The sequence below is a fragment of the Actinoplanes lobatus genome (assembly GCF_014205215.1).
Classification (GTDB): domain Bacteria; phylum Actinomycetota; class Actinomycetes; order Mycobacteriales; family Micromonosporaceae; genus Actinoplanes; species Actinoplanes lobatus.
In genome coordinates, this window is the sequence record NZ_JACHNC010000001.1 from 339,272 (window position 1) to 363,431 (window position 24,160).

Below are 24,160 nucleotides of genomic sequence, written 5' to 3' on the forward strand. Positions count from 1 at the left end.
ACCGGGCGCGGGCACCTCAGTGTCAGTACTGAGTTCCGGCACCGGGGCGCAGGCGCGCGGCGAGCTGGGTGCGGTTGGTGACGCCCAGCTTGGCCAGGGTGTTGCGGACGTGCGTCTCCACGGTCCGCTCGGAGATGTGCAGGCGGTCGGCGATCAGGCGGTTCGGCAGACCCTCGGCGGCCAGGGTGGCGATCTCCCGCTCCCGGACGGTCAACTCGTCACGGGTCAGTTCGGCCGCCGCGGCGACCAGGGCGGGCAGGGCCAGGCGGCGGGCGATGGCGAGAGCCTGACCGGCAAGGGTACGGGCGAGGCGCGGATCGGCATCGTGAACGCTCACGGCGTACCCCAACAACGACTGCGCGGCGAAAGGCGCGGCACCGCAGCGCTCCTCCCGGGAGATCGCGTCAGTGAAGTGCCGGGCCGCCGCCTCCCGGTCGCCGAGCGCGGCGGCCATCAGGCCGAGCGGGCGGGCGATCGCGCCGTAGCAGGCGGTCATCGCGTTGAGGAACCGGTCCGCGCGGGGAAGCACCAGGGCGTACGCGGCGGCGGTGAGATCCGGGTCGCCGAGCCAGGCGGCCAGCTCCCCGGTGCTCAGCGCCACGAAGGTGTGCCGGCCGTCCCGGGGAAGGTCCGGCAGCATGGCGCGAAGGCGGCGGGCGCACTCGGTTCCGGCCACCCGGTCGCCGGCCTGGATCGACAGGCGGGCGAGGTTCGCGGTGACGATCGGCTCGGCGCCGAAGTCGGCGATCGCACCGGGCAGATCGGACGGCCACGGTGGTGGCTCGCCGCTGAACGGGGCCAGGCAGGTGAGGAAGGCCGAGTGCAGTTCCCGGGCGGGCTGCTCCTCGAACGTCCCGGCCAGGGCGAACGCCTCGTCCGCCGTCTCGCGGGCCGCCTTGATGCGGCCGCTGAGCAGCAGACGGGCGGCGCGGGCCCGCAGCAGGTGCCAGCGGGCCACCGGCCAGCCGATCCGGTCCGCGAGAGCGGCCAGGCCGGTGATCTCCACGTCGTAGGCGGGCAGGTCCCCGAGAGTCAGCAGGGCGTCGAGCCGCCAGAGACGGCCCCAGAGCTCGGCGTCCGCCCGGCCGGAGACGGCGGCCAGGCGGCAGCTGCGCCCGGCCAGATCGAGGACCTCGCCGGTGTCGGCGAACGGGTCCAGCACCTCGTGGCGGGCGTGTACGGCGGCGGCCATCGCGCGGGGGTCGCCGGTTCGCTCGGCCAGCGCCATCGCCTGGCGGCTGAGGTCCTCGGCGCGGGCGTGGTTCCCGGTCTCCACCAGCAGGAACGCGTAGTGGGCCAGCAGCTCGGCGCGGTCCGCCTGACCGCCATCGAAGCCGGACGGGCCTTCGAAGCCGGACAGGCCTTCGAAGCCGGACAGGCCTTCGGCGCCGGACAGGCCTTCGGCGCCGGACAGGGTCAAGGCCCGTTCGCAGAGGCGGGTGAGGGCCGGGGCGACCTGGCCGCCGTAGCCGCGGACGACCAGGGCGGCCGCGGTGGCCAGGCCGGGACGCCGTTCGGCCTCGGCCAGATCGAGTACGGCGGCGCAGTCCGCGACGGCCAGCGTGAGCAGGCCGTCGCGGCTGGCGGCGCGGGCCCGGTTCAGCCGCAGTTCGGGGTCGGCCGGGAAGAGGTCGAGGGCCTGTCCGAGCCAGGTGGCCGCGGCGTGATGGTCGAGCCGGCGGCCGGCCTCCAAGGCCGCTGCCTCGCAGGCGTCCCGGGCGGCCTGACGGGATTCGTCGTCCACCGCGCAGCGGATCCGGTGCCGGGCCGTCTCGGCGGGGTCGGCACCGGAGCCGTGCAGGGTGTCGGCGATCCGGCGGTGTGCGGTGATCCGCTCGGTCCGGGACAGTTCGGCGTAGCGGGCCTCGCGGAGCAGCTCGTGGGTGAACCTGAGGCGGGCCGGCGCCAGCCGGTCCTCGGCCAGCACCCCGGCCTCGATCGCCTCGGCGAGAAGCGACTCGATGTCGGCGGCCGTGATGCGAGCCGGCGGGGAGGCGGCCGTGATGCGAGCCGGCGGGGAGGCGGCCGTGATGCGAGCCGGCGGGGAGGCGGCCGTGATGCGGGTGAGCAGGGGGACGTCGATCTCCGGGCCCAGGGCGGCGGCGAGGCCGAGGAGGTCGCGGCAGGCCGGGGTGAGGGTGGCGGTCCGGCGGCCGGCCAGGCGGAGCAGGCCGTCGGGCGGGTCGACGGCGGTGGCCGGGCGGCGGAGGCGGCCGGTGAGCAGGCGGGCCAGTTCTCGGGTGTAGAGCGGGTTCCCGCCACCGAGCCGGTGCACCACCGGCGGCCAGGAGGGGTGTACCGGGCCGTCGGTGTGCCGGGTCAGGTAGTCGGTGACGGCGGCCTGGTTCCACGGCCGGAGGGCGAGGGTCTCGGCGCCGGGGAGATCGATCTCCAGGGCGCGGGCGGTGACGACGACCAGGATCGGAGTGTCGGCCACGTCCCGGGTCAGGGCGGCGAGCAGGGCGAGTGAGGCGGGGTCGGCCCAGTGCAGGTCCTCCAGGACGAGGATCAGGCCACCGTCGGTGGAGGCCGCCGCGGCCCGCAGGAGCTGGACGGTGGCGTGGATGGCCCGGAACCGCACGGTCGCCGGCGGCTCGCCGGGGTCGCCACCCGCCGCCGGCAAGGGGCCGGACCCGGGAAGAACGGGGCCGGGAGACGTTGAGGCGGGGCCGGGCAGGCCGTGGTCGAGCAGGCGTGACCACGGCCAGAACGCGGGCGCCCCCTCGCCCGGGTCGGCGCGGCCGGTCAGCACGGTGGCCCCGGCGGCCGTCGCCCGGGCGGAGAACTCCTCGACGACCGCCGTCTTGCCGATGCCGGCCTCGCCGGTGATCAGCACGACGGCGCCCGAGCCGGTGGCGGCCGCGGCGCGCAGCCGGTCCAGGGCGACGACCTCGGTCACCCTGGCGACCAGGCGGCTCATCCGGTCACGCCGGCGGTCGGGCGCTCGCTCATGCGGGTCATTCTCCGCCGGGCGGGCCTGGTCAGTCCTCGGGCACGCGGACCGTGAGCTCCTCCCCGAGGGTGAAACCGGCGCACAGCTCGAGTTCGTCGCCGCTCCAGAAGCGGCCCGGGTCGTACCAGTTGGCTTTGCGGCCGCGCGGCAGCAGGCCCATGTCCTCATAGGTCACCGCGACCACTTCGGCGCAGTACGCCTTCTCCAGGGTGGCGTCGCTGACCTCGCCGTCCTTCCACGGCAGGCGGATCTGCGGCACCCGGCCGCGGATCCAGCGGAAGGCCAGCTGCGAGGTGGACGGGAACGGCGTGCCGTCCAGGCGGGCCACGGTCTTGAGCGCCCTGTCCTCCATCGTGCGGGTGACGCCCGGGTCGAGCTGCCGCAGCCAGCCGCGCTGACCGTACCGGCGGGCCCAGACGGTGACCGCGTCGCGCAGGTCGTGCAGCTGGACGCCGCGCTGGAAGCTGCCGGACCACATGTCCGGAAGGGATCTGCCCAGCTCGGCGTGCCACATCAACGGCGGCATGTCGTCGATCACCAGGGACATGCCGACGTGGTTCACCGGGCTGTTGGTGAGGGTCTGGATGGCCCGGTCCGGGCCGGAACGGCCCCGGAAGATCCAGATGTCACCGGTACGGGTCAGGTCGATGGCCTCGTCGAGGCTGAGTTCGGCAACCACGGTGTCTATTCTCGGCTGATGCGGTGGTGGAAGATAGCGGGACTGGCGGGACTGGCGGGAGTCGCGGCGACCGGTGTGGTGATCGCCCGGGCGGAGCGCAGGCGCCGTGCCTACACTCCGGAGGAGATCCGGGGCAGGTTGCACGCGCGCGTCGCCGAGACGACCACCAGGCCTGAGGTGGACAAGCCCTAGGAGATCAGGTCCGTGTCGCGCAGCAGCGACCACAGGCCGGCGCCGTCCGGCGCGGAGAACCAGGTCTTGCCGCCGGAGGGCACGACCTCGGCGGTTTCCGACGGGCCGGGGATGGCGCCGGCGAGCACGGCCTGGGTCGGGGAGAGCCGGCGGATCGCCACGGCGGCCACGTTGTCCGGGTGCTCCCGGGCGAACTCGGAGTAGATCTCCTGGTCGTGCTGCCCGTCGTCGCCGATGAGCAGCCACTTCACGTCCGGGAACTCGGCGGCAAGGCGGCGCAGCGACTTGCGCTTGTGCTCCTGGCCGCTGCGGAACCAGCGGTCCGGGGTGGGGCCCCAGTCGGTGAGCAGGATCGGGCCGGCCGGGTAGAGGTGGCGGCTGAGGAACCGGGTGAGGGTGGGCGCCACGTTCCACGCGCCGGTGGAGAGGTAGACCACCGGGGTGCCGGGGTGGGCGTTGACCATCCGCTCGTAGAGCACCGCCATGCCGGGGACCGCGGCGCGGGCGTGCTCGTCGAGGACGAACGTGTTCCACGCGGCGAGCAGCGGCCGGGGCAGGGTGGTCACCATGACCGTGTCGTCGATGTCGGAGATCACACCGAACTTGACTGTGGGGTCGATCACCCGGATCGGGGCGTCGACCGGAACGGTGCCCTCGGTGGAGAGTTTCGCGCTCCCCCAGCCCGGGTCGAGGTCGCCCTTGACCATGACGTCGAGGTAGCCGCTGCGGTCGGTGCGCGCCTCGGTGACGGTCCCCCCGACCTCGATGCGGACCAGGGCGTTGCTCACCGGGGTGGTGGTGAAGCTGCGCCAGCCGCGGATCTTCTCCCGCTTGCGGCGGACCCGTCCGGGGCGGCTGAGCAGCACACGGGCCATCACCCGGGCCCAGCCGGGAGCGCCGTAACCGGTGTACGCGGTGATGTACGGCTTCCAGCCGCGACCGCGCAGGCGGCGCTCGACGATCTCGTGCACGGCGTCCTCGATCAGTGCGGCCCGGTGAATCCGGACCACAGGCGAGGAACCACCTGCGGGAGTAATCGTCACCATCGCCTCCTTGCCGCGCCTGTACCGCCGTCCCGCCCGGCCAGGTTACCGGGCGGTCGTCACAGTCCGCTGGGAACGGTGCGCGGCCCGGACGTGGACATCAGGCGGCGGCGTGGAGTTCCGCCGGTGTCCACTGCTCGGTCCACCAGTGCCTTTCGGCGGTCTCGGCCGCGGGGCCGGCCAGCCGGGCGGCGGCCGCGTCGGCACGCAGAGTGCGCAATGTCTCGGCGGCGGCATCGGCCCCGCGCCAGGCGGCCCGCTCCCGTTCGACGGCTTTCCGGTACGCCTCGAGGCGGAACGCCCGAACCGCGTTGCGCAGGATCGGCTCCTGCTGGACGGGGTGCAGTCGCGGGTTCCAGCCGCGGTGCGCGAACACGTCGGCGAGCTGGGCGATCGACAGTTGCCGGGAGCGGCACAGCTCGGTGGCGACGCGGTGCAGGTAGCGCTGGCGGTGGACGTTCTCCCCCGGCTTGCGGCGGCGGCTCATCAGCGGGAAGGCGGTGGCGGCGGCGATCCGGCGGGCCGCGTCGGAGGCCTCCTCGTACGCCTGCCAGGCATCGTCGACGTCGGTCTGGGCGGTCAGCCACTCGGTGCGGCGGCGCTGGGCGGTCTCGGCGGCCTCGGCGGCGGCCGCCTCCAGAACGGCGGCGAGCCGGTTGTCGTCGGTCACCGGTACGGCCGGGGCCCGCACTCCGCGGGGCAGCGCCGCCACGGCGACCGCGATCGCCAGGGCGAGCGGGATCATCAGCCAGAACGCGGTGGCCTGCGGCACCGCTCCGAGAATGGTCTGTAGGACGGGTTCCATGGAGCACCTCCAAGTCAAATTACTCGCAGCCGAATCGGCGCGCACCGGCCGAAGTCGCCACGGCCACCCGTACGAGGTTCTCGATCCGTCACCCGTGCGAGGGACCATGTGTGTCATGGACCTACAGGTGGTGGAGCAGTTGGGGCGGCTGGACGCGCTCGTGGCCGAGGGCGGTGTGGTGGTGCTCAGCGGCGCCGGCCTGTCCACCGACTCGGGCATCCCGGACTACCGGGGCCCGTCCGGTTCGGCCCGCCGGTCCACCCCGATGACGTACCAGACGTTCACCGGCGATCCGGTGGCCCGGCGGCGCTACTGGGCGCGCAGCCATCTCGGCTGGCGGACGATCGGGGGCGCCCACCCCAACGACGGCCACCGGGCGGTGGCCCGGCTCCAGGTGAGCGGCCTGGTCGACGGGGTGATCACGCAGAACGTGGACGGCCTGCACCAGGCGGCCGGCGCGCGGGACGTGATCGAGCTGCACGGCAACCTGGCCCGGATCGTCTGCCTGGACTGCGGTGCGCTCTCCGGCCGGGACGAGCTGGAGGAGCGGCTCACGGCGGCCAACCCGGGGTTCGCGGCGGTGGCGACCACGGTCAACCCGGACGGGGACGTGGAGCTGGACGACGCCGAGGTGGCCGGGTTCTCGGTGGTGGACTGCCGGGCCTGTGACGGGGTGCTGAAGCCGGACGTGGTCTATTTCGGCGAGACCGTCCCGGCGGACCGGGTGGCCCGCGCGTTCGCTCTTCTCCAGCAGGCCCGCACGCTGCTCATCCTGGGTTCGTCGCTGACCGTCATGTCGGGCCGCCGGTTCGTGCTGCGCGCGGTCCGGGACGGGATCCGGGTGGCGATCGTGAACCGGGGTGTCACCCGCGGGGAGCCCTATGCCGATCTGGTGATCGACGCCCCACTCGGGGTCATTCTCCCGAACCTGTCGATAAATGCGGATTCAACAGCGCGGTTACCGTCTTGAAATCGAAATAGGTCGCTCGGCACGTTGACGTGACCGCCCTCACTGAGGTTGACTGCCGGAACCGGTACCGAAACCGGTTCCGAAACGCGAAGGCAACACCACTGGCAACATCGAGGAGCGAGCGTGGCCATCACCATCGCCGACGTGGCGGCCCGGGCCAAGGTCAGCAAGACCACCGTGTCCCGGGTTCTCAACGGCAAGGGTGAGCTGGACGAGACCACCGCCGCGCGGGTCCGGGCGGTCATCGACGAGCTCGGCTACGTGCCCAGCGCCCGGGCCGTCAACCTGGCCCGCGGCCGCACCCGGGTGGTCGCCATGCTGGTCCCCTCGCTCACCTGGCCCTGGATGGGCGAGGTGGTGCAGGGTGCGGTCGACGTCCTCGAAGCCGAGGAGTACGGCCTGCTGCTCTTCACCTGCAACCGCGGTGAGGACTCGATGCGCCAGTTCGGCGCGCAGGTGGCGGCCAAGTCCTTCGACGGGCTGCTGGTCATCGAGCCGGAGGGCACCCTCGACTACATCGCCACGCTGCACGCCCGGGGACTGCCGATGGTCCTGATCGACGATCGCGACCAGCAGGCGGGCCGGATCCCGAGCATCGGCACGACCAACCACACGGGCGCCGGCGCGGCCGCCCGCCACCTCCTCGCGATCGGGCGCCACCAGCCGCTCATGATCACCGGCCCGTCCCAGTTCGGCTGCACCCAGCAACGCCGGGACGGGTTCGCCGCGGTCTACGCCGAGGCGGGCCACCCGGTGAGCGAGGAGCGGATCATGCTCGGCGACTTCACCTTCGATGTCGGCGCCCAGGCGATTCACCGGGCGATCGCGGCCGGTGTCGAGTTCGACGCCGTCTTCTGCCACAACGACATCTCCGCGGCCGGCGCCATGCAGGCCCTGCTGGAGACCGGCCGCCGCATCCCGGAGGACGTCGCGGTCGTCGGCTTCGACGACATCCCGATGGCGGAGCACACGCAGCCGCCGCTGACCACGGTCCATCAGCCCATGCGGGAGATGGGCGAGGCGGCGGCCCGCGCGCTGCTCGCCCACTTCGAGGGCACTCCGCTGCCCAACCGGCCGACGATCATCCCGGCGACCTTCACGGTCCGCTCCTCCACCTGAAGCGCCACGCGAAAACCTGACCACGACACGTAACCCGTACCCCACATAGGTCCTCGCGCCGCCCGGCCGCCCACGGCCGGCGATCGGTGGCACCCGGGGCCGGCCGACGGCCGGTCACGCGATGCCGCACGCCCTCGGGCACCCCTCTCACCCCTTTTCACCGCGCTGATTTCCGCAAGGAGCATTTCGATGCAGAGAAGAAGGATTTTCGCCCTCGCCCTGGCCGGTGTGCTCGCCGGTGGCGGACTGGCCGCCTGCGGCGACTCGCCGAACGACAACAAGAACGCCGCGAACGGCGGCAAGGTGGACTTCCTGTCGATCGGCATGCCCAACGGCACCGTCACCGAGAACAACAACCCGTTCATCGGGACCTCGGCCGGCGCCTCGCTCGGCTACCGCTGGATGATCTACGAGCCCCTCGGCCAGTGGAACAACACCCGGCCCTCCGAGCCGCTTACCCCGTGGCTGGCCAGCGAGATCAAGTGGTCCGCCGACTACAAGACCGTCGACCTGGTGATCCGGGACGGCGCCACCTGGTCCGACGGCAAGCCGCTGACCGCCGAGGACGTGGTGTTCACGCACACCATGATCAAGGGCAACGAGGCGCTCAACATCTTCGCCATTCCGTACGACTCGATCACCGCGGACGGCAACAAGGTCAAGATGACCTTCAAGACCTCCCAGTTCACCACGCACCACAAGGTCATCGGGCAGACCCCGATCGTCCCCAAGCACATCTGGGAGAAGATCGCGGACCCGGCCACCGACACCATCAAGGAGCCGGTCGGCAGTGGCCCGTACGTCCTGAAGTCGTTCTCCCAGCAGGCCACGATCCTTACCGCCCGTGAGAGCGGTTACTGGGGTACCAAACCGGCTGTCAAGGAGCTTCGCTACACCTCCTTCGCCGACAACAACGCGCAGGCGACCGCTCTCTCGAGCGGCGCCTCGGAGTGGAGCTTCGTCTTCATCCCGAACTACCAGCAGACCTTCGTCGCCAAGGACCCGGAGCACTACAAGGTCTGGGCGCCGGGCGTGCTGGGCATCCACGGCCTCTACATCAACACCACCAAGAAGCCGTTCGACGACCCGAAGCTGCGGCAGGCCATGAACATGGTCGTCAACCGCAACGACATCTTCGTCCAGGCCGAGGCCGGCTACTTCCACCCGGAGATCAAGAGCGTCACCGGCCTGCCGGAGGGCGCGGGTGACGCCTACATCGCCGACGAGTACAAGGGCAAGACGTTCTCGGTCGACGCGGCCGGGGCCAAGAAGCTGCTCGAGGAGTCGGGCTACAAGTACGACGGCACCAAGCTGCTGGACAAGTCCGGCAAGCCGGTGACCATCAAGCTGACCGACCCGGGGCCGTGGTCCGACTACCAGACCACGCTGGAGATCATCAAGAGCAACCTGGCCGAGATCGGCATCGAGGCCACGGTGGAGAAGCCGAACCAGAACGTCTGGGACGCCAACGTGCAGAAGGGCGACTTCGACGCCACCCTGCGCTGGACCAACGGCGGCTCGACCCCGTTCGACATCTACCAGACGGTGATGGACGGCGACCTCTACAAGCCGCTCGGCACCGCCGCCCAGCAGGGCAACTTCGGCCGCTTCCAGAGCCCGGAGGCGACCGCCGCGCTCAAGGCGTACTCGAACGCCACCGATGAGGCGACCCGCAAGACGGCGCTCGCGACGATCCAGAAGATCTTCGTGGAGCAGGCCCCGATGCTGCCGGTCGGCTCGGACAACGTCGGTGGCGCGTACAGCACCAAGAACTGGGTCGGCTGGCCGTCGGACGCCGACTCGTACGCCCCGCTCCAGCCCACCCAGGCCGGTGCGCTGACGGTCGTGCTCAAGCTCCAGCCCGCCAACTCCTGATCGCCCCTCGCGCGGGCGCCCCGGTCCGTTCCCGGGGCGCCCGCCCTCCCCTGTACGAAGGAACTCCGGCATGACGTCGATCCCGGACGCGAAGGCGCCGGCCGACGAGGTGGTGCTCGAGGCGATCGGCCTGACCAAGCACTTCCCCGTCCGCCGGCGGCTGCGTGATCTCTTCTCCAACCGGCATGACGCGGTTCACGCCGTCGATGACGTGAACCTCACCCTCCGACGCGGTCAGGTGGTGGCCCTGGTCGGCGAGTCCGGCTCGGGCAAGTCCACGGTGGCCCGCCTGCTCGCCCAGCTCTATCCCCGTACCGGTGGTGACATCCGGCTGCACGGCGAGTCGACCAAGGTGAAGGCGGGTACGGCGTTCCGCCGCTACTGCGCCCGGGTTCAGATGATCTTCCAGGACCCGTTCGCGTCGCTGAACCCCGTGCACACCATCCGCTACCACCTGACCCGGTCGCTGAAGGTCCACGGCAACGCCGGGTCGACCGACGCCGAGCTGGAGCAGGCACTGCACGCCCTGCTCGAAAAGGTCGCGCTCACCCCGCCGGAGCGGTACCTCGACAAGTTCCCGCACGAGCTGTCCGGTGGCCAGCGGCAGCGGGTCGCGATCGCTCGCGCGCTCGGCGCCGAACCGGAGGCCCTGCTCGCCGACGAGCCGGTGTCCATGCTGGACGTGTCGATCCGGCTCGGCATCCTGAACCTGTTGCGTGATCTCAAGGAGCGCCTCAACCTGGCGATCCTCTACATCACCCACGACATCGCGTCGGCCCGGTACTTCGCCGACCAGACGATGGTCATGTACGCGGGCCGGATGGTGGAGGGTGGCGACAGCGAGACGGTCACGCAATCGCCGGCTCACCCGTACACCCGGCTCCTGATCGAAAGCGCCCCGGACCCGGACCGGCTCACCGGCGTCGCCGACGCCGCCTCCCCGAAGGACAACGGCGAGCCGCCGAGCCTGATCCGGCCGCCCAGCGGATGCCGCTTCCACCCGCGCTGCCCCTCCGCGATGCCGCGCTGCTCGACCGACCTGCCGGTGCCGTTGCAGATCGGTGACGCGCCCGGCCACTGGGCCGCCTGCTGGCTGTACGACACCGAAGAGGTGGCGAAGTGAAGTACTTCCTCCAGCGCGTCGCGTTCTACCTGTTCACCGCGTGGGCCGCGATCACGCTGAACTTCCTGATCCCCCGGATGATCCCCGGCGACCCGGTGCAGGCGCTGGTCACCAAGTACCAGGGCCAGCTCAGCTCCCAGGCGATCGACTCCCTGTACGTCCTGTTCGGCCTGAACAAGGACGCGAACCTGTGGGAGGAGTACGTCAGCTACTGGAAGCAGCTGCTCTCCGGCGACCTGGGCCTGTCGTTCACCTTCTTCCCCACGCCGGTCTCCGAGATCATCAGCACCAGCCTCCCGTGGACGCTGCTGCTGGTCGGCATCACCACGGTGATCAGCTTCCTGCTCGGCACCGGTCTCGGCGTCCTGGCCGGCTGGCGTCGCGGCTCGTGGACCGACGGCCTGCTGCCGGTCACCACGTTCCTGTCGTCGGTGCCCTACTTCTGGCTCGGCATCATCGCGATCTACCTGCTCACCGGCCCGGACAGCTTCTTCCCGTCGTCCGGCGGCTTCGACGCGGGCCTGGTGCCGGCCTTCGACCAGTACTTCATCCCGAGCGCCATCCAGCACAGCCTGCTGCCCGCGCTGACCATCCTGATCTCCTCGGTCAGCGGCTGGATCCTGAGCATGCGCAACATGATGGTGACCGTCTCGTCCGAGGACTACATCACCGTGGCGCACGCCAAGGGCCTGTCCGACCGGCGGGTCGCGATGAGCTACGCGGCACGCAACGCGCTGCTGCCCAACGTCTCCGGCTTCGCGCTGTCGCTCGGCTTCATCGTCGGCGGCACGCTGCTCGTGGAGATCGTCTTCTCGTACCCGGGTGTCGGCTTCCAGCTGTTCCAGGCGCTGGGCGCCTCGGACTACCCGCTGATGCAGGGCATCTTCCTGATCATCACCATCTCGGTGCTGGTGGCGAACCTTCTGGCGGACATCGCGTACCTGCTCCTCGACCCGCGCACCCGCAAGGAGGGCTGACGCGATGACCGCTTCCGCTGTGACGATCGAGCAGGTGGCGCCGGTCGCGGCGCCCGCGAAACGGCAACGGTTCCGGTTCGTGGCCAACAAGAAGGCGGCCGTCGGACTGTTCATCCTGGCGATCTACGGGATCCTCGCGGTCATCGGGCCGTGGATCACCCCGTACGACCCGGGCGCCCGTGGCGACCAGCTGGTCCAGCCGCCGTCCGCCGAGCACTGGATGGGCACCACCCACCTGGGCCAGGACGTGTTCAGCCAGCTGCTGGAAGGCACCCGCAGCGTCATGTTCGTCGGCTTCTTCGCCGGCATCGTGGCGACCGTGCTGTCGGTGATCATCGGCGTGACCGCCGGTTACGTCGGCGGCAAGACCGACGAGGTGCTCTCCGCGATCTCCAACGTCTTCCTGGTGATCCCGGCGCTGCCGCTGATCATCATCATCACGTCCACCCTGGACAACGCCGAGGACTGGCTGATCGCCCTGGTCATCGGCCTCACCTCGTGGTCCTGGAACGCCCGTGTGCTGCGGGCGCAGACGCTGTCGCTGCGGCGGCGCGACTTCGTCGAGGCGGCCCGCGCCACCGGCGAGCGGACCTGGCGGGTGATCACCTTCGAGCTGCTGCCGAACCTGACCGCGGTGATCGCCTCCGGTTTCGTCGGCACCGTCATCTTCGCGGTCCTCTCCGAGATCACCCTGGCGTTCATCGGCGTCACCTCGGCCACCACGTGGAACTGGGGCACCATCCTGTTCTGGGCGCAGGGCCAGCAGGCGCTCGCGCAGAACGCCTGGTGGTGGTTCGTGCCGGCCGGTCTCGCCATCGCGGTCCTCGGCACCGCCCTCGCGCTGGTCAACTTCGGCATCGACGAGTTCGTCAGCCCCCGGCTCCGCAGCGCCGGAAAAACCAAGATCAAGACCAACACCGGGCGTACGGTACGGATGCGCATCGGCTTCACCCCGGTCATCCGTAAGGAGCCCCTGCCGTGAGCGAACCGGTCCTGGAGATCCGCAATCTCAACGTCGACTACGGTCTCGGCGATCAGGCGGTCCACGCGATCCGCGACGTCAGCCTCACCCTGCACCGCGGTGAGGTGCTCGGGCTGGCCGGCGAGAGCGGTTCGGGCAAGTCCACCCTCGCCTACGGGACGACCCGCCTGCTGCCGCCGCCCGGTGTGATCACCGGCGGCGAGGTGATCTACCACCCGGAGAAGGGCGACCCGTACGACGTCCTGGGCCTCACCGACCGGCAGTTGCAGGCGTTCCGCTGGGCCGAGACGGCGATCGTGTTCCAGGGCGCGATGAACTCGCTCAACCCGGTGCACAAGATCTCCACCCAGCTCACCGACGTGCTGCGGGCCCACGACCCGAGGATGAGCGAGAACAGCCGCAACGCCCGGGCCCGGGAGATGCTGAAACTGGTCGGCATCGCGCCGGACCGGATGGACGCCTACCCGCACCAGCTCTCCGGCGGCATGCGGCAGCGCGTCATGATCGGCATGGCGCTGATCCTCCAGCCGCAGGTGGTGATCATGGACGAGCCGACCACCGCGCTCGACGTGGTGATGCAGCGGCAGATCCTCGGCCAGCTCGTCGAACTGCGCGAACGGCTCGGCTTCTCGGTCATCTTCATCACCCACGACCTGTCGCTGCTGGTCGAGTTCTCCAACCGGATCGCGATCATGTACGGCGGACGGATCGTCGAGGAGGCGCCGGCCGCCGCGATCTACCGGGACGCGCTTCACCCGTACTCCTCGGGTTTGCTGGGGTCTTTCCCGGCCCTGCGTGGCCCGCGCCGTGAGCTGACCGGCATCCCCGGCTCCCCGCCCGACCTGAAGGGCATGCCGAGCGGGTGCTCGTTCCACCCGCGGTGCCCGAAGGCGTTCGAGCCGTGCTCCTCGAAGATCCCGGTGCTCACCCCGCACGGGGACCGCTCGGTGGCGTGCTGGCTGGTGGAGAGCTGATGGCGTTCACCTGGGGCGTGGCCACCTCGGCCTATCAGATCGAGGGCGCGGCCGCGGAGGACGGGCGCACACCGTCCATCTGGGACACCTTCGCCCGCTCAGTTGTGGGCGAGACCGGGGACGTGGCGTGCGACCACTACCACCGGATGCCGGCCGACGTGCAGCTGATCAAGAGCCTGGGGGTGAACGCGTACCGGTTCTCCACCTCGTGGACCCGGGTCCAGCCGAACGGCCGCGGTCCGGCCAACCGTCGCGGGCTCGACTTCTACGACCGGCTGGTGGACGAACTGCTGGGCAACGGGATCGACCCGTGGCTGACGCTCTACCACTGGGATCTGCCGCAGGAGCTGGAAGACGCGGGCGGCTGGACCAACCGGGACACGGCGTACCGGCTCGCCGACTATTCGCAGCTGGTTCTCTCCGCGTTGGGCGACCGCGTACAGAACTGGTCCACGGTCAACGAGCCCTGGTGTGTGGCCTACCTGGGTTATCAGTACGGGGTCTTCGCGCCGGGACTCCGGGACGCCGGCGCGGCCGTCGCGGCCACCCATCACCTGCTGCTGGGGCACGGACTGCTGGCTTCCATGCTTCGCCCGATGGACAAAACGGTCAGCATCCCGTTGAACATCGGCACGGCCACGCCCGCCTCGGACGATCCGGTCGACATCGCGGCGGCCTGGCGGGCCGACGGCAACGTGGCCCGGATCTTCCTGGACCCGCTGCGCCACGGTCGCTACCCGGCCGACGTGGTGGAGGATCTCGCGGCCCGCGGCTACGAGCTGCCGATCCGGGACGGCGACATGGAGATCATCTCGACGCCGATCGACCTGCTCGGGGTGAACTTCTACTTCGGGCAGGACTTCGCCGGGCGCGACCTCGACGGCAACACCGTCGACGCCGACGGGCTGCCGGTCGTGCGGGAGATCAAGCCGGACGTGCCGCAGACCGACCTGGGCTGGCCGGTCACCCCGGACCGGTTCACCACCCTGCTGCTGCGGCTGCACCGCGACTACGGATATCCGCTCGTCGTCACCGAGAACGGCGCGGTCTACGAGGACCACCCGGACGGTGACGGGTTCGTCGAGGACACCGACCGGACCGCGTACCTCGCGGCCCACGTCGACGCGGTCGCCGCGGCCCGCGCCCAGGGCGCCGACGTGCGCGGCTATTTCGCCTGGTCGCTCATGGACAACTTCGAGTGGGCCGAGGGCTACGCGAAACGGTTCGGCCTGGTGCATGTCGATTACGAGACCCAGACGCGTACTCCTAAACGAAGTGCGCTCTGGTTCCGTGATCGCATAGCGTCCGGAATATGACCGACTATCTCTCGATCAACCGGGCCAATTGGGACGATCGCGCGACCGCCCATGCGAACTCACCCGATTACCGCGTCGCCAGGTTCGCCGAGGATCCGGCGCACCTGAGCGACGTGGTGCGGTTCGACAGACAACGCCTCGGCGACGTGGCCGGGCTGCGGGGCGTGCATCTCCAGTGCCACATCGGCACCGACACCGTCTCGCTGTCCCGGCTCGGCGCCGACATGACCGGCCTCGACTTCTCCGGCGCCTCGCTGTCCGAGGCGCGCGCCCTCGCCGTCTCCGCGGGCGCGAAGATCAACTTCATTCAGAGCGATGTGTACGCCGCACGCGACGCCCTGGACGGGGAGTTCGACCTGGTCTACACCGGGATCGGGGCGCTCTGCTGGCTGCCCTCCGTCGAACGCTGGGCGCAGACCGTGGCGTCGCTGCTGGCGCCGGGCGGCCGGCTGTTCATCCGCGAAGGGCACCCGGTGCTGTGGGCGCTCGACTACGACCGGACCGACGGACTGCTCAGCCTCACCGAGCCGTACTTCGAACTGGAACAACCGCAGGTGTACGACGAGGCGTTCACCTACGTGGCCACCGACCACGTCTTCACCCACACGGTGACCCACGAGTGGAACCACGGCATCGGCGAGATCATCACCGCCGTACTCGAAGCCGGCCTCACGCTGACCGGGTTCGAGGAGCACCAGACCGTGCCGTGGAACGCCCTGAACGGCCGGATGCGCGACCTCGGCGACGGCGAATGGCAGCTCGCCGAGAAACCCGCACGACTGCCGCACACCTACACCCTCCAGGCCCGCAAGCCCGTTTAGTGATCGCCTCCAACGGGGTACCCGCTGGACATCCCCGTTTGGAGGCTCTCATGCGCATCGGTGCTGTTCTCATCGTCATCTGGCTCGTGCTCGGCGTGATCGCCGCCTACGAGCGCGGCTACTTCTCCGACAGCGAGGACGCCAGCTGCGCGGAGGCCGGCACGGTCATCGTCACCACGCTCGCCGGCCCGCTGAACTGGATGGGCGTCAACCCGAAGGTGAACTGCGACGTCCCCGAACCGAGCCGGTGACCCTCGTCCTCACCTCAGGAAACCCCGCTCGTCGACGTGCCGGGTGGGCTCGCCGAAGAACAGCTCCGGATCGGCCGGGCCCACCGCCAGATTGAGGGTGTCCTGCCGGTACTCCCACCGGCCACCCTCGATCAGCGGCCACGACATCCGGTAGTTCACCTGCCAGCGCAGCCACTGCCCCGGGCCCAGCCACACCCCGGGCGGCCGGCGATCCCGGCCCGGGGCGCCGTGCCGGGCGAGCAGCAACTCCACCCGCACCCCCTTGTCCGCCCGCACCAGCCGCAGACCCGACCGGCCCATCGCCGGCTCCCGCTCCGGCGCCACCACGTCGATCGACTCGACCGGCACGAAGTCATTACGCTCCGTTATGGACACCTCGTGCACGACACCGGACCGGCGACCCGGCAGACGGAACCCCACGGGCACCGCGTTACGCCGCGCCGCACCCGGGCCACCCCGCGATCGTTTGGTCCACTCGGTGCTCACCCACTGCGCCACGACGTCCACCGTTCCCCCTTCCCGCCACGATGTCCCCACTGCTCCGGCATCGATATCTTCGCTGCTCCGGCAATATGAGAGCACGAATTATTCACCTGCTGGACTTTCCCCCATCGACGGCACGCCGAAGAGAATCCACCACTTGATCTGGAGCGCGCTCCAGGTTCTACGGTCGATACCGGCAAGCCCGCCACGAGGGGAGAACAGTGATGGAACTGCGTGACTTCGGCCGCCTGGGACAGATCAGCGCGCTGACTCTGGGTGGTGGCGGCATCGCCGGTGTGTGGGGCGGAACCGACCGCGGCGAGGCCGTCGCGACCATCCACGCGGCACTCGACGCCGGCATCACCATGCTCGACCTGGCCCCCAGCTACGGCGCCGACCACGAATCCGAGCGCGCCGTCGCCGAGGCCCTCCGCCTACGGCCCGCCCCCGACGTCATGATCACCAGTAAGGTGCAGCTGCCCGACGGCGCCTCCGCCGCCCGCATCCGCGGCAGCCTCCAGGCCAGCCTCACCCGGCTGAACCGCGACCACCTGGACGTGCTCCTGCTGCACACCCAGTTCCGCCGTACCGGAACCACCCTGCACGAGACGGTCTCCCCCGAGGAGTACCACGACGAGATCGTCCCCACCTTCGAGGCGCTCCGCGACGAGGGCCTGATCCGGGGCTGGGGCATCACCGCGGTCGGCGACCCCGCCCCCATCATCGAGGCGTTCCGGCACGACCCGCGCCCCGACGCCGCCCAGATCGTCGTGAACCCCCTGAACCAGAACGGCGACCTGTGGATCCACGGCGACACGGTCCGCCCCGACAACGCCGCCCTGATCTCAGCCGCCACCGCGGCCGGCGTCGCGGTGACCGCCATCCGCGTCGTCGCGGCCGGCTCCCTGACCAGCTCCCTGGACCGCGACGTCCCGCCCACCCATCCGGCGGCCGTCGACTTCACCCGGGCCGAGCCCTACCGCAAGCTGGCCGCCGAACTCGGCGAGACCCCGGCCGCGCTCGCCCACCGCTACGCCCTCTCCATCCCCGGAGTCTCCACAGTGATCCTGGGCGTCAAAAACCGCACCGAACTGACCGAATGCCTGGCCGCCGCAGCCCGGGGCCCCCTCTCCCCCGAAACCCTGACAGCCCTAACCACCTTGACCCCCACCTCCTGACCGCATCCCCTGCCCCACTCCCTGATCCCCCACTCCCTTCCCCTCCCTCGCCCTCTTCCCACGCTTACCACCGCACCCCCAGGACGCGATCTTGGACGCTTCCTCACCCCCACATCCCCCAAGATCGCGCGCAGCGAGATGACAACTCCCGCAAAGCCACCCACCACCCCGCGATCTTGGACGTCTCACCACCGCGAAAGGCGGCAATTCGTCCAAGATCGCGCCCAGACGGCCAGGAAGGCGCTGCACAGGAACCTTTCGCCCACGCACCTCGCCCTCACCCTCGCCCTCAACCACCCGCCCTCGACCACCCGCCCTCGACCACCCGCCCTCGACCACCCCGCCCACCCTGCCCTCGCCCACGCTCACCACCGCGGCCCTGAGACGCGATCTTGGACGCTTCCCCACCCGCACGGGTGGCCGATCCCCCAAGATCGCGCCGGGCAGGATGGCGACTCTCGCGAAGCACCCCGCCGCCCCGCGATCTTGGACGATTGGCCACCTCGGGCGGTGGTCAATCGGCCAAGATCGTGGCTGGAGGAGCGGGGAGAGCGGCCGGTGGAGCGGGGAGACCGGCCGGTGGAGCGGGGAGAGCGGCCGGAGGAACGGGGAGAGCGGCCGGTGGAGCGGGGAGACCGGCCGGAGGAACGGGGAGAGCGGCCGGAGGAACGGGGAGAGCGGCCGGAGGAACGGGGAGACCGGCCGGAGGAACGGGGAGACCGGCCGGAGGAACGGGGAGACCGGCCGGAGGAACGGGGAGACCGGCCGGAGGAACGGGGAGACCGGCCGGAGGAACGGGGAGACCGGCCGGAGGAACGGGGAGACCGGCCGGAGGAACGGGGAGACCGGCCGGAGGAACGGGGAGACCGGCCGGAGGAGCGGGGAGACCGGCCGGTGGGGTTCGGAGCTGAGGGCGCGGGCGGGCGATGCGGGTGTTGGCTTCTCTGGTGGAAGGGAGCGACTCGGCTCGTGTGTGTTCGCGTTCTACTCGGACGGCAGAATGGGCGACATGCCTGATCAGCTTTCCGGACTGGTTGAGTCTCCCGGCGCCCGGCCGGTGGTCGGTGTCGGCATGGTCCTTCTGCGACCGGATGGCGCCGTGCTTCTGGGGCGACGGATCAAGCGGGGCGAGACGCCGACCTGGTGCCTACCCGGCGGCCATCTGGAACTTGGTGAATCCTTCGAGCATGCCGCCGGACGGGAGACCCTCGAAGAAGCCGGTCTCACCGTCGCCCGCCCAAGAGCTTTCGGAGTCGCTCTCAATCTTGTCGAGGGCGGACTCGCCGCCGGCGTGGTAGCCGACTTCACCACCGGCGAGCCCCACCCGCTGGAACCTCACGTCTTCGAACGCTGGGAGTGGCACTCTCCGGCCCGCTTGCCGCAGCCGCTCTTCCCCGCCACTGCGGCCCTGCTCTCCCTGTGGTGGCAGACGCCACCCCCACCCGGCTGGCGAACCCACCGCTTCACCGACCACACCGAACCGGCCGTGCGATCGGAGTGAGCGCCGACCTCCGACGAAATGAGCAACGGCCTGCCTACGGGCCGCCTCGGCGATGCTCAGGACAGCGAAGGTGGAGCATCCGGACGGTGACCACCGATCTCAGCCCGCCGGCCGCGCCGCGGGCGCAACCACCCACCCACCTCGCGCGGCTCGGCGGAACGGCGTAGCTCTACGGGACACTCCCACCCGTACCGCTGAAGGGTTTGCGGAAAGCCCTGCCGGGCAAGAGTCGGCTCCGCCCCGAACCGCCCTGGCCGGAAAGCGGGCCCCGGACGGTTCGGAGAGGACGGACGATCAGTCGCGCTCGATCAGGTGGCCGATGATCTGTGGGCCCATCATGACCGCGACCCCGGACCCGTCCCGGCGCGCGTCCGGTTCGGGGAGTTCCACCGGGTCGCCGGTGTTGCTGGCGCCGACCGGCCGCGGCCCGATCCAGGCGACCACGAGCCGCGACTCGCCCTTGAGGAAGCGCTGCACCCGCACGCCGCCGGTGGCCCGGCCCTTGGCTGGGTAGGAGGCGAACGGCGACACCTTCACCTGGGTGCCCGTGGAGGTGACGACCATCGGCGCGCCGTGGGTGTCGTCCGTCGTGGACACGGCGTTGAAGGAGATCACCTCGGCGTCGGCGCCGACGTTGACGCCTGCCATGCCGCCGCCCTTGAGGCCCTGTGGCCGGACCAGTTTGGCCGGGAAGCGCAGCAGGTTCGCGTCGGAGGTGACGAAGACGAGCGCCTCGCCCCCGTCGGTGAGCCAGCTGGCCTGGAGGACCTCGTCGCCCTCCTTGAGGGTGATCACCTCGAACTCGTCGGACCGCACCGGCCACTCCGGGGCGCACACCTTGACGATGCCCATTTTCGTGCCCATGGCGATGCCCGGGGAGCCCTCAGCCGCGAGCGGCGCGAGACCGACCACCCGTTCGCCCTGGTGCAGGGGGACGAGTTCGGATGCGGACATGCCGCCGCGCAGCGAGACCGTCCCCGATTGCTCGGGCAGGACGGGCAGCGGCAGCACGTCGGTCTTGAACGCCCGGCCCCGGTTGGTGATCAGCAGGACGCGCCCGCGGGCCGTCGAGTGGATGACGGCGCGGACCGCGTCGTGTTTGACCCGGCCGCTGCGGCTGTGGGCCTCGGTGGATTCCTCGCTCTCCGCCGCGGTCCGGGCGATGAGCCCGGAGGCGGAGAGGATGACCTGGCAGGGGTCGTCGGCGACCTCGAGCGGACCGGCCGGCACCGAGGCGGCGAGGACCTCCTTGAGGTCGCCGTCGATGAGGGTGGTGCGCCGGGCCGCGCCGAACTCCTTGGCGACGGCGGCCAGCTCGTCGGAGACGAGCTTCTTCAGCACGGTCTCGTCGTCGAGGATGCGGCTGAGCTCGGCGATCTCGTTGCGCAGCCGGTCCTGTTCGGCTTCCAGCTCGATCCGGTCGAACCGGGTGAGCCGCCGCAGCGGGGTGTCGAGGATGTAGGTGGCCTGGATGTCGGAGAGCCCGAACTCGCTCATCAGCCCGGCCTTGGCGGCGGCCGCGTCGTCGCTGGCCCGGATGAGCGCGACGACCCGGTCGATGTCGATGAGCGCGATGAGCAGACCGTCGACGAGGTGCAGCCGGTCCTCGCGCTTGGTGCGCCGGAACAGGGTGCGGCGGGTCACCACGTCGTAGCGGTGCTGGACGAAGACCTCGAGAAGAGCCTTCAACCCGAGCGTACGAGGTTGCCCGTCGACGAGGACCAGGTTGTTGATGCCGAACGAGCTCTCCAGCGGGGTGAGCCGGTAGAGGTCGGCGAGCAGGGCCTGCGGGTTGACGCCGACCTTGCACTCGATGACCAGGCGGGTGCCGTGCTCGCGGTCGGTGAGGTCCTTGACGTCGGCGATGCCGGTGAGCCGGGCGGCCTGACGCTGGCCGCGCCGCGGGCCGGAGGTGATGACCTTGCCCTTCACCTCGTCGGTGATCGCCTCGATGATCTTCTCGGCGCCGACGCCGTAGGGCAGTTCGGTGACGGTGATGGCCTGCCGGCCGCGGCCGCCCTCGAGCGGGCCGGTCTCGGCGCGGGCCCGCAGGCGCACGACGCCGCGGCCGGTCTCGTACGCCCGCCGCACCTCGTCGAGGCCGAGCAGCTGGCCGCCGGTCGGCAGGTCGGGGCCGGGGACGTAGCGCATCAGCTCGTCGAGGTCGGCCGCGGGTTTGCGGATCAGGAGCCGGGCGGCGGCCACGACCTCGCCGAGGTTGTGCGGGATCATGTTGGTCGCCATCCCGACGGCGATCCCGGACGTGCCGTTGACCAGCAGGTTCGGGAAGGCGGCCGGGAGCACCCTGGGCTCCTGCTCGGAACCGTCGTAGGTGGGCTTGAAGTCGACGGTGCCCTCGCCGAGCTCGCCGACCAGCAGCATGGCCTCGCGGGACATGCGGGCCTCGGTGTACCGCGCGGCGGCCGGGCCGTCGTCGGGTGAGCCGAAGTTGCCGTGGCCGTCGATGAGCGGCGTGTTGAGCGAGAAGTCCTGGGCGAGCCGGACCAGGGCGTCGTAGATCGCGACGTCGCCGTGCGGGTGGTACTTACCCATGACGTCGCCGACCACGCGGGCCGATTTCACATACGGCCGGTCGGGGCGCTGGCCCTGCTCGGACATGGACCAGAGGATCCGGCGGTGGACCGGCTTGAGACCGTCCCGCGCGTCGGGCAGGGCCCGGGAGTGGATGACCGAGTACGCGTACTCCAGGTAGGAGTCCTCCACCTCGGTGACCAGCGGGTTGTCGATGACCCGGGCGCCGGCCTGGTCGAACGCTGACAGATCGACGCGCTTGTCGGTTTTGCGGCGTGCCATTGGTAGCGAACCTCTCAGGCGTCGATCGTCTCTTGGTCGATCCGGCCGGCGGCCTCGATCAACCAGTTCTTCCGGGGCTCGACCCGTTCACCCATCAGCAGTTCGAGGGTGGCTTCGGCTCGTTCGGCGTCCTCGATGGTGATCCGCCGGACGGTCCGCTCGGCGGGGTTCATCGTGGTGTCCCACAGCTCGTCGGCGTCCATCTCGCCGAGGCCCTTGAACCGGGGCACCGGCTTCTGCACCTGGCGGCCGGAGCGCTCCAGCCGGCCGACGGTGCTCTCCATCTCCTGCTGGGTGTAGGTGTAGAGGGTCTCCGAATTGCGGCCCTTGGTGACCACCTTGTGCAGCGGCGGCATGGCGGCGAAGAGCCGGCCGTGCTCGATGACGGGCCGCATGTACTTGGCGAACAGGGTGATCAGCAGGGTCCGGATGTGCGAGCCGTCGACATCCGCGTCGGCCATGATCATGACGCGGCCGTAGCGCATCTGGCCGATGTCGAAGGTGCGGCCCGAGCCGGCGCCGAGCACCTGCACGATGGCCGAGCACTCGGCGTTGTCGAGGACCTGCTGGAGGCTGGCCTTCTGGACATTCAGGATCTTGCCGCGGATCGGCAGCAGGGCCTGGTATTCCGAGCTGCGGGCCATCCGGGCGGTGCCGAGGGCCGAGTCACCCTCCACGATGAACAGCTCGGAGCGGTCGATGCCGATGGCCCGGCAGTCGACCAGCTTGGCCGGCATCGACGCGCCCTCCAGGGCGGTCTTGCGGCGGGCCGCGTCCTTCTGCTGCTTCTGGGTGAGCCGGACGCGGGCCGCGTCCACCACCTTCTGCAGGACTGTCCGGGCCTCGGTCTTGGTGCGCCGCCCGTCGATCCACTCTTTGAGGTACGCCTCGACGAGCCCCTGCATGACCCGGGTGACCCCGGCCGTGGACAGCTCGTCCTTGGTCTGCGAGGTGAACTGCGGCTCCGGCACCCGCACGTGGATGACCGCGGTCATGCCCTCCAGGAAGTCGTCCAGGACGGGCGGCTCCTCCTTTGGCTTGAGCAGCGCGCGGGCGTTGCGGACGGCCTCGGTGAGGGCCCGCACCAGGGCCCGCTCGAAGCCCTTGCGGTGGGTGCCGCCGTGCATGTTGCGGATGGTGTTGGTGAAGCACTCGACGTTGCGCTCGTAGCCGGTGCCCCAGCGGAAGGCGACCTCGATCTGGGCGGTCCGGACGACATTGGACTGCATCACGCCGTTGGCGTCGGCGGCGTTCTCCTTGTACGTCCCCTCGCCGGTGACCATGAGGACACCGGAGACCGGCTTGTCCGCGGCCGGGGTGAGGAACTCCACCATGTCGGCCAGGCCGTTCGGGTAGTGGAACGTCTCGGTGGCCGGCTCCTCGGCGGTCGCGTCGAAGAGTGTGTACTGAACGCCGGGGACCAGGAACGCGGTGTTGCGCAGCTTGGTCCGCACGGAGTCGACGTCGAGGCGGGCACTGGTCTCGAAGTAGCGGGCGTCGTACCAGTACCGGATCGAGGTGCCGCCGGGCTCGCCCCGCTTCATCCGGCGGACCACCCGCAGGCCGGGCTCGCGGGTGAACGACGCGTCCGGGCCCGGGCCGTCGAAGACGCCGGGGACGCCGCGCTGGAACGAGATCTCGTGGACCTTGCCGTCCCGCTTCACGGTGACGTCGAAGCGGTGCGACAGGGCGTTGACCGCCGAGGCGCCGACGCCGTGCAGACCGCCGGAGGTCTTGTAGCCGGAGCCGCCGAACTTGCCGCCGGCGTGCAGCCGGGTGAGCACCAGCTCGACGCCGCTCAGGCCGGACTTGGCGTGCACGTCGGTCGGGATGCCACGGCCGTCGTCGTCGACCTGCACCGAGCCGTCGGCGTGCAGGATCACCGCGATCGTGGTCGCATGCCCGGCGACACCCTCGTCGGTGCAGTTGTCGATGATCTCGTTGGCCAGGTGGTTGATGCCCCGGCTGTCGGTGGAGCCGATGTACATGCCTGGGCGTTTCCGGACAGCGTCCAGCCCTTCCAGGTGTGTGAGGTCGTCAGCCCCATACAAGGTCTCTGGCTGTGCGGTCACGAGGCGGCACTCCCGATCGGCCATGGGTGGTC

At 70.6% G+C, this 24,160-nt stretch carries 19 protein-coding genes; 12 read left to right on the forward strand and 7 right to left on the reverse strand.

What is annotated here, in order from left to right; all coding sequences use genetic code 11:
* Positions 1–22 precede the first annotated feature (22 nt).
* The 4 genes from BJ964_RS01505 to BJ964_RS01520 form a co-directional block, all read right to left on the reverse strand.
* Positions 23–2,920 carry a helix-turn-helix transcriptional regulator gene (locus BJ964_RS01505; protein ID WP_188118972.1) on the reverse strand — a complete coding sequence of 966 codons (2,898 nt, stop codon included), beginning with the start codon at positions 2,918–2,920 and terminating at the stop codon, positions 23–25.
* Positions 2,921–2,981: 61 nt separating this feature from the next.
* On the reverse strand, positions 2,982–3,632 hold the full coding sequence (locus BJ964_RS01510; RefSeq protein ID WP_188118973.1) for a hypothetical protein: 651 nt from the start codon (positions 3,630–3,632) through the stop codon (positions 2,982–2,984).
* Between the two features lie 188 nt (positions 3,633–3,820).
* On the reverse strand, positions 3,821–4,870 hold the full coding sequence (locus BJ964_RS01515; protein ID WP_188118974.1) for an App1 family protein: 1,050 nt from the start codon (positions 4,868–4,870) through the stop codon (positions 3,821–3,823).
* 97 nt (positions 4,871–4,967) lie between these two features.
* Positions 4,968–5,672: a hypothetical protein gene (locus tag BJ964_RS01520; protein ID WP_188118975.1), complete on the reverse strand. Its 705-nt coding sequence runs from the start codon at positions 5,670–5,672 to the stop codon at positions 4,968–4,970.
* Positions 5,673–5,778: 106 nt separating this feature from the next.
* On the opposite strand from BJ964_RS01520, the gene BJ964_RS01525 reads away from it, so the two are divergent.
* The 10 genes from BJ964_RS01525 to BJ964_RS01570 all read left to right on the forward strand — a co-directional run bounded on the left by BJ964_RS01525 (position 5,779) and on the right by BJ964_RS01570 (position 16,080).
* Positions 5,779–6,642 carry an NAD-dependent protein deacetylase gene (locus tag BJ964_RS01525; protein WP_188118976.1) on the forward strand — a complete coding sequence of 288 codons (864 nt, stop codon included), beginning with the start codon at positions 5,779–5,781 and terminating at the stop codon, positions 6,640–6,642.
* A 123-nt stretch (positions 6,643–6,765) separates the two neighbouring features.
* Positions 6,766–7,761, forward strand: a complete 996-nt coding sequence (locus BJ964_RS01530) for a LacI family DNA-binding transcriptional regulator (protein ID WP_188118977.1) — start codon at positions 6,766–6,768, stop codon at positions 7,759–7,761.
* 189 nt (positions 7,762–7,950) lie between these two features.
* The gene (locus BJ964_RS01535; RefSeq protein WP_188118978.1) at positions 7,951–9,636 is read left to right on the forward strand and encodes an ABC transporter substrate-binding protein; all 1,686 of its coding nucleotides are present in this window, start codon (positions 7,951–7,953) and stop codon (positions 9,634–9,636) included.
* Positions 9,637–9,706: 70 nt separating this feature from the next.
* Entirely contained in the window at positions 9,707–10,759 is a 1,053-nt protein-coding gene (locus tag BJ964_RS01540) for an ABC transporter ATP-binding protein (protein WP_188118979.1), read from the forward strand.
* A complete protein-coding gene (locus tag BJ964_RS01545; RefSeq protein ID WP_188118980.1) occupies positions 10,756–11,736 on the forward strand; it encodes an ABC transporter permease in 981 nt (326 codons plus the stop codon). The genes BJ964_RS01540 and BJ964_RS01545 overlap by 4 nt, the downstream gene beginning before the upstream one ends.
* Positions 11,737–11,740: 4 nt before the next feature.
* The gene (locus tag BJ964_RS01550; protein ID WP_188118981.1) at positions 11,741–12,718 is read left to right on the forward strand and encodes an ABC transporter permease; all 978 of its coding nucleotides are present in this window, start codon (positions 11,741–11,743) and stop codon (positions 12,716–12,718) included.
* Complete coding sequence (locus BJ964_RS01555; protein ID WP_188118982.1) at positions 12,715–13,692, forward strand: ABC transporter ATP-binding protein; 978 nt, start codon at positions 12,715–12,717, stop codon at positions 13,690–13,692. Before BJ964_RS01550 ends, BJ964_RS01555 begins: the two co-directional genes overlap by 4 nt.
* On the forward strand, positions 13,692–15,008 hold the full coding sequence (locus BJ964_RS01560; protein WP_188118983.1) for a GH1 family beta-glucosidase: 1,317 nt from the start codon (positions 13,692–13,694) through the stop codon (positions 15,006–15,008). The genes BJ964_RS01555 and BJ964_RS01560 overlap by 1 nt, the downstream gene beginning before the upstream one ends.
* Positions 15,005–15,829, forward strand: a complete 825-nt coding sequence (locus BJ964_RS01565; RefSeq protein ID WP_188118984.1) for a class I SAM-dependent methyltransferase — start codon at positions 15,005–15,007, stop codon at positions 15,827–15,829. Before BJ964_RS01560 ends, BJ964_RS01565 begins: the two co-directional genes overlap by 4 nt.
* A gap of 50 nt (positions 15,830–15,879) precedes the next feature.
* The gene (locus tag BJ964_RS01570) at positions 15,880–16,080 is read left to right on the forward strand and encodes a hypothetical protein (RefSeq protein WP_188118985.1); all 201 of its coding nucleotides are present in this window, start codon (positions 15,880–15,882) and stop codon (positions 16,078–16,080) included.
* 9 nt (positions 16,081–16,089) lie between these two features.
* Here BJ964_RS01570 and BJ964_RS01575 read toward each other — a convergent pair whose 3' ends face one another.
* Positions 16,090–16,587: a hypothetical protein gene (locus BJ964_RS01575; protein WP_188118986.1), complete on the reverse strand. Its 498-nt coding sequence runs from the start codon at positions 16,585–16,587 to the stop codon at positions 16,090–16,092.
* 200 nt (positions 16,588–16,787) lie between these two features.
* Here BJ964_RS01575 and BJ964_RS01580 point away from each other — a divergent pair, with 200 nt between their 5' ends.
* Positions 16,788–17,741 carry an aldo/keto reductase gene (locus tag BJ964_RS01580; protein WP_188118987.1) on the forward strand — a complete coding sequence of 318 codons (954 nt, stop codon included), beginning with the start codon at positions 16,788–16,790 and terminating at the stop codon, positions 17,739–17,741.
* Positions 17,742–18,714: 973 nt separating this feature from the next.
* On the forward strand, positions 18,715–19,242 hold the full coding sequence (locus BJ964_RS01585) for a nucleotide triphosphate diphosphatase NUDT15 (protein WP_229806711.1): 528 nt from the start codon (positions 18,715–18,717) through the stop codon (positions 19,240–19,242).
* Between the two features lie 294 nt (positions 19,243–19,536).
* Here the strand turns inward: BJ964_RS01585 and BJ964_RS01590 are convergent, their stop codons facing one another.
* Positions 19,537–22,056, reverse strand: a complete 2,520-nt coding sequence (locus BJ964_RS01590; protein ID WP_188118988.1) for a DNA gyrase/topoisomerase IV subunit A — start codon at positions 22,054–22,056, stop codon at positions 19,537–19,539.
* A gap of 14 nt (positions 22,057–22,070) precedes the next feature.
* Complete coding sequence (locus BJ964_RS01595; protein WP_188118989.1) at positions 22,071–24,152, reverse strand: DNA gyrase/topoisomerase IV subunit B; 2,082 nt, start codon at positions 24,150–24,152, stop codon at positions 22,071–22,073.
* Positions 24,153–24,160: the final 8 nt, after the last annotated feature.

Coding starts and splice junctions, on each gene's coding strand:
- BJ964_RS01540 (WP_188118979.1), top strand. CDS start 9,707: ATGACGTCGATCCCGGACGCGAAGGCGCCGGCCGACGAGGTGGTGCTC.
- BJ964_RS01590 (WP_188118988.1), bottom strand. CDS start 22,056: ATGGCACGCCGCAAAACCGACAAGCGCGTCGATCTGTCAGCGTTCGAC.
- BJ964_RS01520 (WP_188118975.1), bottom strand. CDS start 5,672: ATGGAACCCGTCCTACAGACCATTCTCGGAGCGGTGCCGCAGGCCACC.
- BJ964_RS01580 (WP_188118987.1), top strand. CDS start 16,788: ATGGAACTGCGTGACTTCGGCCGCCTGGGACAGATCAGCGCGCTGACT.
- BJ964_RS01505 (WP_188118972.1), bottom strand. CDS start 2,920: ATGAGCCGCCTGGTCGCCAGGGTGACCGAGGTCGTCGCCCTGGACCGG.
- BJ964_RS01560 (WP_188118983.1), top strand. CDS start 13,692: ATGGCGTTCACCTGGGGCGTGGCCACCTCGGCCTATCAGATCGAGGGC.
- BJ964_RS01595 (WP_188118989.1), bottom strand. CDS start 24,152: ATGGCCGATCGGGAGTGCCGCCTCGTGACCGCACAGCCAGAGACCTTG.
- BJ964_RS01535 (WP_188118978.1), top strand. CDS start 7,951: ATGCAGAGAAGAAGGATTTTCGCCCTCGCCCTGGCCGGTGTGCTCGCC.
- BJ964_RS01525 (WP_188118976.1), top strand. CDS start 5,779: ATGTGTGTCATGGACCTACAGGTGGTGGAGCAGTTGGGGCGGCTGGAC.
- BJ964_RS01515 (WP_188118974.1), bottom strand. CDS start 4,870: ATGGTGACGATTACTCCCGCAGGTGGTTCCTCGCCTGTGGTCCGGATT.
- BJ964_RS01565 (WP_188118984.1), top strand. CDS start 15,005: ATGACCGACTATCTCTCGATCAACCGGGCCAATTGGGACGATCGCGCG.
- BJ964_RS01550 (WP_188118981.1), top strand. CDS start 11,741: ATGACCGCTTCCGCTGTGACGATCGAGCAGGTGGCGCCGGTCGCGGCG.
- BJ964_RS01570 (WP_188118985.1), top strand. CDS start 15,880: ATGCGCATCGGTGCTGTTCTCATCGTCATCTGGCTCGTGCTCGGCGTG.